Origin of the sequence: Desulfocurvus sp. (assembly GCF_023230885.1) — a bacterium.
GTDB lineage: Bacteria > Desulfobacterota > Desulfovibrionia > Desulfovibrionales > Desulfovibrionaceae > Desulfocurvus.
Window position 1 is genome coordinate 1 of record NZ_JALNWM010000084.1, and the last position, 13,189, is coordinate 13,189.

The following is a 13,189-nucleotide window of genomic DNA, read 5'->3' on the forward strand; positions in this document are numbered from 1 at the left end:
CTTCTCCTCGGGGGCCTTGTCGATCTCGTCGAAGGCCACAAAGGCGCCGCCGCCACGCAGGGCGGCGATCTTGGTGATCGCGGCGGTCAGGGTGGTCTTGCCGTGGTCGATGTGACCAATGGTGCCAACGTTGACGTGAGGCTTCTTGCGCTCGAATTTCGCCTTACCCATTTCGGTCTACCCCCGTACGGTTACGGTTCGAAATAGTTACATGTTGAAATATGGAGCCCACGAGCAGAATTGAACTGCTGACCTCGTCCTTACCAAGGACGCGCTCTACCTACTGAGCTACGTGGGCCGACTCAAAAAAACTGGAGGTGGGTCTGGACGGCGGGAAATGGAGCGGGAAACGGGACTCGAACCCGCAACCCTCAGCTTGGAAGGCTGATGCTCTAGCCAATTGAGCTATTCCCGCGATGGATGCAGTCCAGCGGCAGACTCATGGTCCGCCTCCTACAGTCTCTTTCGCGTCGCTTGTGGTGGTGGGGGGAGGATTTGAACCTCCGAAGGCGTTCGCCGACAGATTTACAGTCTGTTCCCTTTGGCCACTCGGGAACCCCACCATCGTTCATGTCAAATTGGAGCTGGCGATGGGACTCGAACCCGCAACCGGCTGATTACAAATCAGCTGCTCTGCCATTTGAGCTACGCCAGCCAGCTCGCTGCGTCGGCGCCGAGCGCCGCCGGGATTCGGGTAACTATACGCCCCGGATTGAAACGTCAAGCAAAAATTCGTCGGGGCGTGTCCCATGTCCGCCCCCGGGCCGAACCGCCCGGGAACGAGGGGCAGGCTTACGCCATTTCGCCACCGGGGGCAAGGACAATTCCTCCCTCCGGCCCCGTCCCGGACAAAAAAAGCCGCCTCCTTGCGGAGGCGGCTTGGAGATCGTGGTAGGCCATCAGGGACTCGAACCCCGAACCAATGGATTAAGAGTCCACTGCTCTACCAATTGAGCTAATGACCCACGTTTCCCGTTTGGGACGCTCTGATTACATCACGCCCCGAAGGGAAGTCAACAAAAAAAGACCGGGGCCGCAACATTTCATCCAATGCCCGCCGGGCAAGGGTTCCCGGGCGCCCCGGCCCTCGGACGCCCGGGTGTGCCCCGGGCCCGGCGGCCCCGGTCCCGCCGCCTGGCCGCGCCCCCTGGCCCGAGGGCGACCCGGCTCTTTCCGGAAAGGTGAACCGGCCCCCTGCCCCTCCGCGTGCGAGGGGGCGTCGTGGCCGTGCGTATGCCCGGTCAGATCGCCGTGGCCCGCCCTCCGAGTGCGAGGGGGGTGTCGTGGCCGCCGGGGTCGCAGCCCCGCCGCGTACAGGCGGGCCCGCCCGCAGCGACCCGGCAAGCGCGGACGGCCGCCCCCCATGCGCAGGGGGGGGGCGCCGAAAACCGCCAATATCCTCCTTTGGGGATACACCCCGCCCTCGCGCAGGACGGCACGCAGTACATATATATATGCACGCGCCCTCCCCGGCGGCGGCCAGGGGGCCGCGTCAAGGGACCCTGCCACCGCCGCCCCGGACACATGGAGCGCCACAGGGGCGGCGGAGCGCCGCGGCGCCCCCGCCGCCCCCGGCCGCGCGGCGGGCCGTCCCCAATCCCCCCGGACGGCGACAACGCGCCCCCGGGGGCAGCGGCGGCGCGCACAACAAAAGAAGCCGCCTCCTTGCGGAGGCGGCCCGGAAATCGTGGTAGGCCATCAGGGACTCGAACCCCGAACCAATGGATTAAGAGTCCACTGCTCTACCAATTGAGCTAATGACCCACGTCCTTTTGGCGCTTGGTGGCGCGGGAAAGTACCTATGCACCCGGCGCGCTCTTGTCAACAGCAAATTTCAATTTTATACCCGGTGCCATGATCGCGAATCACCCCCGCCTTCGTCGCGCCGCCCTGGCGGCGCTGCTGGTTGTTTCCGCCCTGGCGGCCCTGGCTCCCGCCCCCCTGCGCGCCCAGGACGCCACGGAGCCCTTCTCCACCAAATGGGCGCTCTTCCGCGTGGGCGAGGCGGCCCGGTCGGGCCCCACGCCGCTGGTGGCCGTGCTCTGGCTGACGCTGGAGGAGAGCTTCCACGCCTACGCCAATCCTCCCGGCGCGACGGGCATGCCGACGAGCCTGCGCCTTCGCGAGGGCGAGGCCGGGCCGCCCCTGGCGGTGCTCTACCCCCCCGGCACCCAGGAGCCCGACGTTTTCGAGCCCAAGCTGACCGTGAACACCTACCACGGCACCGTGCCGCTGTTCGTGCCCCTGGAGCTGGACCCCGGGGAGCGCCTGGACCTGCGCGGCACCCTGGCCCTGGCGGCCTGCTCGGACAAGAACTGCTGGCCCCTGCGCGCCGAGGTGGCCCTGACCCACGACGGCCCCCTGGCCGAACTGCCCGACGCCCAGTTCACCTTCTGGTTCCCGCTCTACTCGTCGCTGACCGCCGCCGACCAGACCCTGGACCCCCTGGCCGCCGCCGCCCCCGGGCTGGAGACCCGGCCCGGGGCGGCCGCCGTCCTGGCCCGGCTGGAGCCGCGCTATCTCGCCCCCGGCCTGGAGGTCACCGGCCTGGGCCTGGCCCTGGTCCTGGCCTTCCTGGCGGGGCTCGTCCTCAACTTCATGCCCTGCGTGCTGCCCGTGGTCAGCCTGAAGCTCTCGGGCCTGCTGGCCGGGGGCGCCGAGGCCGACCCCGACGCGCGCATCCGCGCCTTTCGCGAGCACAACCTGTACTTCTCGGCCGGGGTGCTGCTCTATTTCCTGGCCCTGGGCGGAGCCCTGGCCGCCCTGGGGCTGGCCTGGGGCCAGCTGTTCCAGAGCCCGGCCGTGGTGCTGGGCCTGACGGTGGCGGTCTTCGCCCTGGCCCTGTCGCTGTTCGGGCTCTACTCGCTGCCCGTGGTGGACCTCAAGGCCGGGCGCTCGGGCAGCCCCCGGGCCCAGGCCCTGTTCACCGGCGTGCTGGCCACCCTGCTGGCCACGCCGTGCAGCGGGCCGTTCCTGGGCGGGGTGCTGGGCTGGGTGCTGCTCCAGCGGCCCGAGGTCGTCCTGGCCGTGTTCCTGAGCCTTGGCCTGGGCATGGCCAGCCCCTTCCTGCTCATGGCCGCCCGGCCCGGGCTGGCGCGCCTGCTGCCCCGGCCCGGGGCCTGGATGCGCCACCTGGAGCGCGGCGTGGGCTTTTTCCTGCTTGGCACCTGCGTCTACCTGCTGTCCATCCTGCCCGGGGACACGCTCGTGCCCGCCCTGGCCCTGCTGTGGGCCGTGGGGCTGGCGGCCTGGATGTGGGGCGGCTGGACGGGCCTGTCCGACCCGCCGCTGCGCCGGGCCCTGGTGCGCGCGGCGGCCCTGGCCGTGGTGGCGGCGGCGTGGTTCCTGCTGCTGGCCCCCGCCGGGCCCCGGGCGGACTGGGAGCCCTACGACGAGGCCGCCTTCCGCGCCGCCCTGGGCAACGAGCCCGTGCTGCTGGACTTCACCGCCGACTGGTGCCCCAACTGCAAGCTGCTGGAGCACACGGCCCTGGCCCCGGAGAACCTGGCCCGCTGGCAGCGGCGCTGGGGCCTGCGCCTGATGCAGGTGGACATGACCCGCGAGACCCCCGGGCACCTGGAGCTGCTGCGCGCCCTGGGCAGCCAGAGCATCCCGGTGGTGGCCGTTTTCCCGGCCGGGGCCGACAGCCTGCGGCCCCTGGTGCTGCGCGACCTGTTCACCTCCGGGCAGATGGACGCCGCCCTGCAAGAGGCCCTGGCCCCCGGGGCCGGGCAGCCATGACCCCCGGCACGCCCCCCCGGGCGCGGCATCTGCCCCCGGGGCTGGCCTGGAGGCAGGCCGACGTGTTCTCCCGCCTGCCCCTGGGCGGCAACGGACTGGCCGTCTTTGCCGACGCCCGGGGCCTGGACGCGGCCCTGATGCAGGCCCTGACCCGCGAGCTGCGCCAGTTCGAATCCATCTTCCTGACCCCCGGGGAACGCCCCGGGGCGTGGCGCGCGCGCATGTTCACCGTGGACGAGGAGCTGGACTTCGCCGGGCACCCGGTGCTCGGGGCGGCCTGCGTGCTGCACGAGGCCCGCGACATGGCCCGGGGCGCCGCCCCCGCCGAAGCCGCCACCTGGACCCTGGCCCTGAACGCCCGCGAGGTTACCGTCGCCACCCGCCGCGCCGGGAGCTGGTACGAGGCGGAGATGGACCAGGGCGCGCCGCTGTTCGGCCCGCCCCTGGACGGCGACACGGCCCGGGCCCTGCTGCGGGCCCAGGGCCTGGACGAATCCGATCTGGCCCCGGGGCTGCCCGCGCGGATGGTTTCCACCGGGCTGCCCTACCTGCTGGTGCCCCTGCGCCGGGGGCTGGAGCGCGCCCGCCCGGCCAGCGCGGACTTCGCGGCCCTGCTCGCCGCCGTGGGCGCCCATTTCTGCTACCCGCTGGACATCGCCGCCCGCGAAGGCCGCAGCTTCGACAACCACGGCCTGCTGGAAGACCCGGCCACGGGCAGCGCCGCCGGGCCCGCCGGGGCCTACCTGGTCCGCCACGGGCTGGCCCGGCCCGGGCAGGAACTGACCATCCGCCAGGGTCGCTTCGTCCATCGGCCCAGCGAGATCCGCGTGTGCGTACAGGGTCCGGCCCGGGCCCCGGAGCGGGTGCTCGTGGCCGGGGACGTGGTCATGGCCGCGCGCGGGGCCTTCGACTAGCGCCGCGCCCGGGGCCGGCGCCGGGGCTCCGAGGGCGGAAGGGCACCCGGTCCGGACCCCGTGCGCCGAGGGGATGGGGCCGCATGGTGCGGGCGCGGCACGGGCGCGCGCCCGAATACCTCCCGGCCCGTTCCCGGCCGCCGCGCGGCCTCGCGCATGCAAAAGGGGGCGACCCGGCGGGCCGCCCCCTTTGCCGCGCCCCTGCCGGGACACCGGGCCGCGCGCCCTACTCCACGCAAACCAGCCCGAAGGCGTCGCCGGTGATGCAGCGCGCGCCCCCGGGCGTGACCTCGAAGGTGTTCTCCACGCCGACCATACCCAGCCCGGGCAGGGCGAACTTGGGCTCCAGGGCCATGACCATGCCCTCCTCCAGGGGGGTCTTGATCCTGGCGGCGATGGCCGGGAACTCGTCGATGACCAGCCCGATGCCGTGGCCCAGGAAGCGCACCTTGTTGGCGCCAAGGCCCATGAAGCCCTCCTGCATGCCGCGCGCGTCGGCCAGGTCCATGACCTCGCGGTACAAATCCTCGGGCAGGGCGCCGGGGACCATGCGCCCGGCCAGCAGGGCCTGGACCTCCACGCAGAAGTCGTGCCCCCGGCGCGCGGCGTCGGGCACGCTGGAGGCCGGCCCGGCCCAGTAGACCTGGGTCTTGTCCGTGACGTAGCCCTCCAGGCAGAAGCCGATGTCGCAGGCCAGGGGCTCGCCCCGGCGCCACAGCTTGCCCGCGTAGCCCATGAAGGGCACCGCCGGATGCTCGCCGCGCAGGCCCACCGGGCCGTTGAACACACTGGGATAATTGGCGCTGTCCCCCGCGGCGACGTGGCCCAGGAAGCACTCCTCGCCATAGGCGCCCATGCGCAGGGGCCCGCTGTGGCCCAGGGCGTAGAAGGCCTCCCAGGCCAGGTGCGACACCTCGCGCTCGCTCATGCCCGGACGCAGCACCCCGGGCAGCATCTCGTACAGGGCCAGGTGGTGCCGCTCGCCGCACAGGCGCAGTTTTTCCAGCTCCCAGGCCGTCTTGCGCATCCGGCCCAGGGCCAGCAGCGTGTCGCCGGGCACAAGGCGCGTGCCGGGGCCGAGCTCCTGCTCCAGCTTCTGGCCGAAACTCCAGGGCAGCCCGCCCATCTCGCACGCCGCCACCGGCGCCAGGGGCGAACCGGCCTGCTCCAGCAGGCCCGGAACATCGCGGTAGGACCGGAAGGCCAGGATATTCTCCAGGGGCGACTCCAGCCGCGCGCGCTCCTCGCCCTTGCGGCACAGCAGCACGGGCGCGCCCTCGCGGGGCAGCCAGAACAGGCCGTTGCCCAGGTGGCCGGAAAGCCAGTAGAGGGTCACCCGGGAAAAGGCCAGAAGGCCCCCGGCCCCGGGCAGGTGCCGGTCCATGAGGGTGCGGCAGCGGGCCCAGCGCTGCTCCAGTTCCTGGGCGGGGATGGTTTCGACGGCGGCGAACATGCGGCGCTCCGGGTTGGGGTGCGGGGGAACGGGCCCCGGGCCCTGGTCATACGCAATGGCCCCCCGCCTTGGCAACCCGGCGCGGGCCGGTCCCCTCCCGGGTTGCCAAGGCGGGGGGCCGTGGTTTATCCATCGGGCGCCGCCCGGCGGCACCGCAGACACACCACCCGCAAGGACGGATCGCATGGACCTCGCCACACTGTTCCAGGCCCGCCAGTACCTGACCATCAAGGCCCACTCCCCGGGCGCCCTGCGCCTGGGCGTCGACCCCGCCATCCTCGGCGACGCGCGCTTCAAGGCCCTGGCCTCGGGCGGCGCGCAGCTGCCCCCGGGCATCCTGGGCGTGGACGTGAGCATCTTCACCATGAGCGTGACCCTGCGCTACGACCCCGCGCGCCTGCCCGCCGGGCGGGTCGAGGACTTCTTCGGGGCCGACGAGCCCCGCGCCGACGCGGCCCTGGCCGCGCTGCAACAGACCCTGGAACAGGGCCGGGCCTGAGGCGACCGGCCATGCTGCGCGCGGATATCCCGGGCTTCGGCGCTCTGGAGCTGACCCACCTCGTCCTGGACCTGAACGGCACGCTGACCGTGGACGGCGAGCTGGTGCCGGGGGTCGCCGCGCGCCTGGAGGCCCTGGGCAGGCGGCTGTCCATCCACCTGGTCAGCGCCGACACCCGGGGCGACGCCGCACGGCTGGCCGCCGGGCTGGGCCTGGCCCTGGAGCCCCTGCCCGCGACGGGCCAGGCCGAGGCCAAGGCCGGGCTGGTGCGCGCCCTGGGGCCGCGCGGCTGCGTGGCCGTGGGCAACGGGCGCGTGGACGCGCCCATGCTGGCCCTGGCCCGGCTGGGCATCGCCGTGATCCTGGCCGAGGGCGCGGCGGGCGCGGCCCTGCTGGCCGCCGACGCCGTCTGCACCGACATCCGCGACGCCCTGGACCTGCTGCTCGTGCCCGAGCGGCTGACGGCCACCCTGCGCAGCTGACCCGCCCGCCCGTGCGGCCTGCCCGGGGCCTGGGCGGATTGCCCGGGCCTCGGCGCCTGCGCCCCGCACGGCCAGCCCCGTCGCGCCGCCGCCTCTGGCAGCGCCGCCCTCTGCCCTCCGCCCCGCGCGCGGCCGGCCCATGCGGGGGATATGATCGTGACCGCCCCGCCGTTCTTCTCCTCCAGTTCCCGGCCGGCCCGTCCCCCGCGCCGCCGCCCCGCGCGCGGCGCCCTTCCGGTTCGTCCCGTTTTGGGCTAGGCTCGGGCCATGACCAGTTCCGACCGCCGCCGCCCCGCGCGGCCCGCGGGCGCCCGCGGGCCCGCCCCCGCCCGGCGCGCCGCGCGCCTGCCGGGCCTGGCCCTGGGGCCGCTGTGCCTGCTGCTGGCCGCGTGCAGAAGGGGCGACGCGGTGGGCGCCGCGCGCATGCTGTTCACGGGCGACGTGGCCGGGGCCCAGTGCATGGCCGCGGAGAAGGCCGTGCGCTACGCGGTGAACCCCCAGGCCCTGGCCTGGGATCTCAAGGCGTTCCGCGACCGCCTGGAGGGCTTTCGCAAGGCCGTGGACGGCATATGGGGGGAAAAGGACCGCGAGGAGCCCGGCCCGCGGCGCTATGTGAAATACAGCGGGGAATACCGGAGCCGGGCGATGGTCGACTTCGACACCGGGGTGGTCACGGTGGAGACCGTGGACCAGAGGGCGCCCCTGGCCAGCCTGGAGGCCGCCGTGACGGCCACGGTCCTGGCCCCTGCGGACCCGCGCGCCGTGGACCTCTACTCCGCCTCGGAGATCACCCTGGGCGAGGAACCCTTCCTCTACGGGCAGGTCAAGGACTTCCAGGGCCAGGACATCCGCTGGGAATGGCGCGCCCGGCAGTTCGCCCGCGAGCTGGTGGCCCGGGGCACCGCCACGCGCACGGTCCGGGGCGGCGCGGGCCCGCAGCTGGCGCACGCCGTGCGCTTCGAGCTGGTTCCCGGCCACCTGCACCTGCGCGCCGCCAGATACGCCGCCCTGGTGCGCGAGCAGGCCCGGCGCTTCGCGGTCAGCGAAAACCTGATCTACGCCATCATGAAGACCGAAAGCGACTTCAACCCCTTCGCCGTCAGCTCCGCCCCGGCCTTCGGGCTGATGCAGATCGTGCCCGGCACCGCCGGGGCCGACGTGACCCGCATGCTCACGGGCAGCAAGGGCCAGCCGAGCAAGGAATTCCTCTTCGAGCCCGCGAACAACGTGCTCTACGGCACGGCCTACCTGCACATCCTGGACACGCGGCACCTGGCCGCCGTGACCGACCCCGTGGCGCGCGAATACTGCGTCATCGCGGCGTACAACGGCGGTTCCGGCGCCGTTCTGCGCAGCTTCGACGCCGACCGCGCCAAGGCCGCCGCGCGCATCAACGCCCTGGGCCCGGCCCGGGTGTACGAGCATCTGCGCTCCCGCCTGCCCGCCCAGGAAACGCGCCGCTACCTCGCCAAGGTCATGGAGGCCAAGAAGCTCTTCGTGGGCGTGGGCGCCCGGGGCTGACCTCAGCCCCCGGCGCGCGCCGCCCGCGCGGCGAGGAACAGGGCGGGGTCGTTGGCGAAAAAGCCCGTGGCGCCGAGGTCCAGGGCCCGGGCCATGCCCTCGGGGGTGTTGGCCTCGGCGTAGACCCAGGGGAACAGGCCGTACCCCGCCGCGCGCACCCGCCCGGCCAGGGCGGGGTCCAGGGCGTCCAGCCAGGGGTGGAACGACGCGGCGCCGATGGCGCCAAGCAGCGCCAGGAAATCCACGTTGGCCTCGCCCTCGCACAGCAGGCCCAGGGGCAGGGCGGCGTCCAGCGAACGCAGGGCGACCAGGCTCTGGAGATTGAAGCTGGAAACCACCACCCGCTCCTGGAGGCCCATGCGCCGCACCAGCGCAGCCACCTGGCGCTCCACGGGAACCACCCCCGGGGCCCAGGCCGGAACGCAGGCCGCCTCGGGCTTGATCTCGATATTCACCAGCACCCGGCGGCCCACGGCCTCCAGCACCTCCTCCAGCAGCGGCAGGCGCACGCCCGCGAACTGCGGGCCGAACCACGACCCGGCGTCCAGCCGGGCCAGCTCGCCCCAGGGCAGGGCGCTCACCGGCCCGTGGCCGTCGGTGGTCCGGTCCAGGGTGGCGTCGTGGATGACCACCAGCCGCCCGTCGGCGGACAGGGTCACATCCAGCTCCACGCCGTCGGCTCCGGCGGCCACGGCGGCCTCGAAGGCGGGCATGGTGTTCTCGGGAAAGGCGGCGCTGTGGCCGCGATGGGCCCAGCACAGGGGCGCGGCGGCGCCAGGACGGGAGGCGGGCATGGCGGGCTCCGGGGTTGTACGCGCCGCGCGCGCGGCGCGCGGCGCCGGCGGACGGGGCGGGATCATTCCAGCAGGGTGTAATCCATGGTCCTGCGGCGCGGGCTGAACCCGGCAGCCTCCACCAGCCGCCGCAGCTCGGCCTCGGGCAGCCGAAAATGCACGCCCGCCGCAGCCACCACGTTCTCCTCGATCATGGTCGAGCCGAAATCGTTGGCGCCCCACAGCAGGGCAAGCTGCCCGACCATCGGCCCCTGGGTGACCCACGATGCCTGCACCGAGGCCACATTGTCCAGATACAGCCGCGACAGGGCCAGCGTCTTCAGGTAGTCCGTCGAGGACGCCTCGGGCGCGGACAGGCGCGTATTGGCGGGCTGGAAGGTCCAGGGGATGAAGGCCGTGAAGCCGCCGGTCTCGTCCTGGAGCGCGCGCAGGCGCTCCAGGTGCTCGATGCGCTCGTCCAGGGTCTCGCCCTGGCCGAACATCATGGTCGCCGTGGTGCGCAGGCCCTGGGCGTGGGCCTCGCGCATGACCGCCAGCCACTGCGCGGCGGTGCACTTGCGCGGCGAAACCAGGGTGCGCATGCGCTCGGTGAGGATCTCCGCGCCGCCGCCGGGGATGGAGTCCAGCCCCGCCGCAACCAGGCGGCGGATGACCTCGCCGTGGCCCAGGCCCGTGCCCTGCCCCAGGAACCATATCTCCGTCGGCGAGAAGCCGTGTATGGCCACCTGCGGGAAGCGCTCCTTGAGGAAGGACAGCATGCCGGTATAGAAGTCCAGCCCCAGGTCGGGATGCATCCCCCCCTGGAGCAGGATCTGGTAACCGCCCAGCTCCACCGTCTCGCGGACCTTGGCCTCCAGTTCGTCCCGGGAGAGCACATAGCCCTGCGGATCGCCCGGGGCGCGGAAAAAGGCGCAAAAGCGGCAGCCCGACACGCAGACGTTGGTATAGTTGATGTTGCGGTCCACGATGTAGGTGACCACCGGGTCGGGATGCAGTTCCAGGCGCCTGGCGTGGGCCATGCGGCCCAGGGCGAACACGTCCTGGCTCTCATACAGGGTCCGGGCTCCCCCCGGGGTCAGGCGCTGGGTCATCGATCCTCCACGGTGCTTGACGGGGCGTTGTTTTTCGCGGACAACAGGGCACCCGGACCGGGGCGCCCCCCGGCTCCGGCCCATCCCCCGGAGACCGCATGCTGTTCGACGATGAGCTAAGGGCCCTGCTCCAAAAGGTCAAGACCGTGGCCGTCATCGGCGCCGTGGACAAACCCGGCCGCCCGGTGGATATGGTCGGCCGCGCCCTGGCGGCCGCAGGGCTGGCCGTGATCCCCGTCCACCCCAAGCGCCGCGACGTGTGGGGCCTGCCGACCTATCCCTCCCTGGCCGAGGTGCCCGTGCCCGTGGACCTGGTGGACGTGTTCCGCGCCCCGGAGCACTGCGCCGCCCACGCCCGCGAAACCCTGGACCTGGCGCCCCGGCCCCTGGCCTTCTGGATGCAGTCGGGCATCGCCAGCCCCGAGGCCGGGGCCCTGCTGGCCGGATCGGGCATCCGCGTGGTGGAGGACGCCTGCCTGATGGTCGAGTGGCGGAGGCTTGGCCTGTGACGGCCGGGAACGGGGAGGCCGTGGTCTTCGAATGCCGCATGTGCGGGCACTGCTGCGAGGGCACGGGGGGCATCGTGCTGGCCGCGCGCGACCGGCAGCGCCTGGCGGCCCACCTGGGCCTGGCCGAGGCGGCCATGACCGAGCGCTACGCCGAGGCCGTGGGCGGCAAGATCCGCCTGCGCTGCGGAGCCGACGGATTCTGCGTCTTCTACAGCCAGAGCCGGGGCTGCACCGTGCACCCCGGGCGCCCGGACATCTGCCGGGCCTGGCCCTTTTTCCGCGGCAACCTCGTGGACCGTTCCAGCTGGGAGATGATCCAGGACGACTGCCCCGGCGTGTGCGCCCCGGCGGGCCACGCGGAATTCCGCCGCCAGGGGTTGGCCTATGTGCGCGCCCTGGGCGTGGACGAAGCCGACGAGGGCGCACCCGGCGCCCTGCTGAACCTGCCCGACTGACCCGGGACGACGGGGACGACGTGGACATCCGCGAGTGCTACCGCATCCTGCGCCTGCCCAAGGGCGCCACACCGGACGACCTGAAGTCGGCCTTCCGCAAGCGCGCCTTCGAGCTGCACCCGGACCTGAACCCCGGCAACCCCCAGGCGCACACCGAATTCCAGAAACTCAACGAGGCCTATGTGCTGCTGCGCGAGGCCCTGGGCCAGGAGCCGCCCCCCCGCCCCGGGGCCGCCAGGCCCACGGCGGAGCAGGCCGAAGGCGCCGCGCGCTACCGGGCCCAGGCCGGGGCCCAGGCCCCGGGCAAGGGCGCCCAGCCCCCCGGAGCCGCCCCCGGAGCCGCCCCGGGCCAGGGCCCCCGGGCCGGAGCCGCCTCCGACGGGCGCTTTTTCTACCGCAAGGAGGAAGTGCTCCGGAACATCCTGAACGACCCCTTCGCGCGCAAGGTCTTCGAGGACATCTACAGCCAGATCCGCCAGGGCGCCCCGGCCGGGGCGCCGGGGGTCACGCGCAGCCGCAGCCTGGCCCTGCGCTGGGGCGACCGCGAAATGTCCCTGGACCTGACCTTCGGCCTGTGGCGCGGGCTCAAGGGCTGGCTGCGCCGCCAGATGGACGACGAGCAGACCGTGCGCCTGCCCGCCGCCCAGCTCCTGCCCGGCAACCGCCTGCGCTTGCAGGTGCGCCGGGCCTGGTCCGGCGACCCGGTCACCGTGGAGGTGCCCATCCCGCCCGACTATGTGGTCGGCCGCGCCCTGCGTCTGCGCGGCCTGGGCCGCAAGCTCGGCCCTCTCAAGGGCGACCTCTACCTGCGGCTCATGGCCCTGTAGCCCGGCGCCGCGGGCGCCCCCGCGCCAATCCCCCCCGCCAGAAAACGGCCCCCCCCCGGCCGCCGCAAGGACGCCCGCAAGACGGGCGCGCGCCGCAGCAGCCGACCCGGTTCGCGGCGAAGGCCGCCCTGCCGCGCACCCGGGCCGCCCGCAGCCCGCCCGGAACGGCGCCCGGCCGCGCCAGCGGGAGGGACCAGGCCGCCTTCACATCCAAAACATGCCGTACGGCCTGGTTTTTCCGCCCCATCACGGCACGCCGGTTTTGGGCGGCCCGGGGGCTTGGGCTCCTCGCCCGGCCGGAGGCGCCGCCGCCCAGGGACGCAACCCGCCGCGCGCGTCACGGAAAAATGATTTGTCATCGCCTCCCATCCGTGCGAGTGAAACGGGCGCGCGAAGAACCCGGGCGCCGTGGTCCACACGGCCCGGACGCACGCCTCGCGCGAGAATCCAGAGGAGGACGCATGGCCGAAACCATCGAAGACATCACGATCAACTGGGAAGACGAGGAAGGCCGCCTGCTGGTCAAGGAAATCAAGAAGGAAGTCCTGACCAAGGGCTCCTGGTCGACGATCATGTTCCTGTACCAGGAGATGGACAAGCGCACGGGCGAATACAAGGCGCCCAAGATCCGCGTGGGGCGCTACCAGAAGCGCGGCGGGCGCTACTCGTTGCAGTCCAAGTTCAACATCTCCTCCGCCCGCCAGGCCCGTCAGTTGACGGAAGTCCTCGGCCAGTGGCTGCCCGAAATGGGCGACGAGGAGGAATAGCGCGCCCGGCCAGGGCCGTGAAAAAGCCCCGGGGCGCCAAGGCGCCCCGGGGCTTTTTCACGGCCAAGGGCCCGGGTCCGGCTCAGTTCCCGTCGCCGTCCCGCCCGGGGGCCAGGGCCGGGTTGGGTTCGTAGAA

13 protein-coding genes and 6 tRNA genes are annotated in these 13,189 nt (G+C 72.9%); 9 read left to right on the plus strand and 10 right to left on the minus strand.

Features of this window, described 5'->3' with window-relative positions; genetic code table 11:
* From M0P34_RS07665 to M0P34_RS07695, 7 genes are all read right to left on the minus strand, one after another.
* Positions 1 to 171 (minus strand): GTP-binding protein (locus tag M0P34_RS07665; RefSeq protein ID WP_291498128.1); only part of this gene is annotated, 171 nt, incomplete at its 3' end.
* A gap of 51 nt (positions 172 to 222) precedes the next feature.
* Positions 223 to 298, minus strand: a tRNA-Thr gene (locus M0P34_RS07670).
* 40 nt (positions 299 to 338) lie between these two features.
* Positions 339 to 415, minus strand: a tRNA-Gly gene (locus M0P34_RS07675).
* Between the two features lie 62 nt (positions 416 to 477).
* A tRNA-Tyr gene (locus M0P34_RS07680) sits at positions 478 to 563 on the minus strand.
* A 16-nt stretch (positions 564 to 579) separates the two neighbouring features.
* Positions 580 to 655: transfer RNA gene (locus M0P34_RS07685), tRNA-Thr, on the minus strand.
* A 234-nt stretch (positions 656 to 889) separates the two neighbouring features.
* Positions 890 to 965: transfer RNA gene (locus M0P34_RS07690), tRNA-Lys, on the minus strand.
* Positions 966 to 1,688: 723 nt separating this feature from the next.
* Positions 1,689 to 1,764: transfer RNA gene (locus tag M0P34_RS07695), tRNA-Lys, on the minus strand.
* A 90-nt stretch (positions 1,765 to 1,854) separates the two neighbouring features.
* Between M0P34_RS07695 and M0P34_RS07700 the strand changes: the two genes are divergently transcribed.
* Both M0P34_RS07700 and M0P34_RS07705 read left to right on the plus strand, forming a co-directional pair.
* Positions 1,855 to 3,741: a cytochrome c biogenesis protein CcdA gene (locus M0P34_RS07700; RefSeq protein ID WP_291498102.1), complete on the plus strand. Its 1,887-nt coding sequence runs from the start codon at positions 1,855 to 1,857 to the stop codon at positions 3,739 to 3,741.
* Entirely contained in the window at positions 3,738 to 4,655 is a 918-nt protein-coding gene (locus M0P34_RS07705) for a PhzF family phenazine biosynthesis protein (protein WP_291498105.1), read from the plus strand. The genes M0P34_RS07700 and M0P34_RS07705 overlap by 4 nt, the downstream gene beginning before the upstream one ends.
* 226 nt (positions 4,656 to 4,881) lie before the next feature.
* Here the strand turns inward: M0P34_RS07705 and M0P34_RS07710 are convergent, their stop codons facing one another.
* The gene (locus M0P34_RS07710; protein ID WP_291498107.1) at positions 4,882 to 6,108 is read right to left on the minus strand and encodes a Xaa-Pro peptidase family protein; all 1,227 of its coding nucleotides are present in this window, start codon (positions 6,106 to 6,108) and stop codon (positions 4,882 to 4,884) included.
* A 184-nt stretch (positions 6,109 to 6,292) separates the two neighbouring features.
* On the opposite strand from M0P34_RS07710, the gene M0P34_RS07715 reads away from it, so the two are divergent.
* The 3 genes from M0P34_RS07715 (at position 6,293) to M0P34_RS07725 (ending at position 8,610) form a co-directional block, all read left to right on the plus strand.
* The gene (locus M0P34_RS07715) at positions 6,293 to 6,607 is read left to right on the plus strand and encodes a hypothetical protein (RefSeq protein ID WP_291498109.1); all 315 of its coding nucleotides are present in this window, start codon (positions 6,293 to 6,295) and stop codon (positions 6,605 to 6,607) included.
* 11 nt (positions 6,608 to 6,618) lie between these two features.
* The gene (locus M0P34_RS07720) at positions 6,619 to 7,089 is read left to right on the plus strand and encodes an HAD family hydrolase (RefSeq protein ID WP_291498112.1); all 471 of its coding nucleotides are present in this window, start codon (positions 6,619 to 6,621) and stop codon (positions 7,087 to 7,089) included.
* 267 nt (positions 7,090 to 7,356) lie between these two features.
* On the plus strand, positions 7,357 to 8,610 hold the full coding sequence (locus M0P34_RS07725; RefSeq protein WP_291498114.1) for a murein transglycosylase domain-containing protein: 1,254 nt from the start codon (positions 7,357 to 7,359) through the stop codon (positions 8,608 to 8,610).
* A gap of 2 nt (positions 8,611 to 8,612) precedes the next feature.
* On the opposite strand, the gene M0P34_RS07730 is transcribed toward M0P34_RS07725, so the two are convergent.
* Together M0P34_RS07730 and mqnC are read right to left on the minus strand one after the other, a co-directional pair.
* A complete protein-coding gene (locus tag M0P34_RS07730) occupies positions 8,613 to 9,404 on the minus strand; it encodes a glycerophosphodiester phosphodiesterase family protein (RefSeq protein WP_291498116.1) in 792 nt (263 codons plus the stop codon).
* A gap of 62 nt (positions 9,405 to 9,466) precedes the next feature.
* Positions 9,467 to 10,495, minus strand: coding sequence for a cyclic dehypoxanthinyl futalosine synthase (gene mqnC, locus M0P34_RS07735; protein WP_291498120.1), 1,029 nt, complete (start codon positions 10,493 to 10,495; stop codon positions 9,467 to 9,469).
* 98 nt (positions 10,496 to 10,593) lie between these two features.
* Between mqnC and M0P34_RS07740 the strand changes: the two genes are divergently transcribed.
* The 4 genes from M0P34_RS07740 (at position 10,594) to M0P34_RS07755 (ending at position 13,053) form a co-directional block, all read left to right on the plus strand.
* Positions 10,594 to 11,004, plus strand: coding sequence for a CoA-binding protein (locus tag M0P34_RS07740; protein ID WP_291498122.1), 411 nt, complete (start codon positions 10,594 to 10,596; stop codon positions 11,002 to 11,004).
* Between the two features lie 38 nt (positions 11,005 to 11,042).
* Positions 11,043 to 11,459 carry a YkgJ family cysteine cluster protein gene (locus tag M0P34_RS07745; protein WP_291498130.1) on the plus strand — a complete coding sequence of 139 codons (417 nt, stop codon included), beginning with the start codon at positions 11,043 to 11,045 and terminating at the stop codon, positions 11,457 to 11,459.
* A 20-nt stretch (positions 11,460 to 11,479) separates the two neighbouring features.
* Positions 11,480 to 12,286, plus strand: coding sequence for a DnaJ domain-containing protein (locus M0P34_RS07750; protein WP_291498124.1), 807 nt, complete (start codon positions 11,480 to 11,482; stop codon positions 12,284 to 12,286).
* Between the two features lie 461 nt (positions 12,287 to 12,747).
* Complete coding sequence (locus M0P34_RS07755; protein ID WP_291498126.1) at positions 12,748 to 13,053, plus strand: hypothetical protein; 306 nt, start codon at positions 12,748 to 12,750, stop codon at positions 13,051 to 13,053.
* Positions 13,054 to 13,189 lie beyond the last annotated feature (136 nt).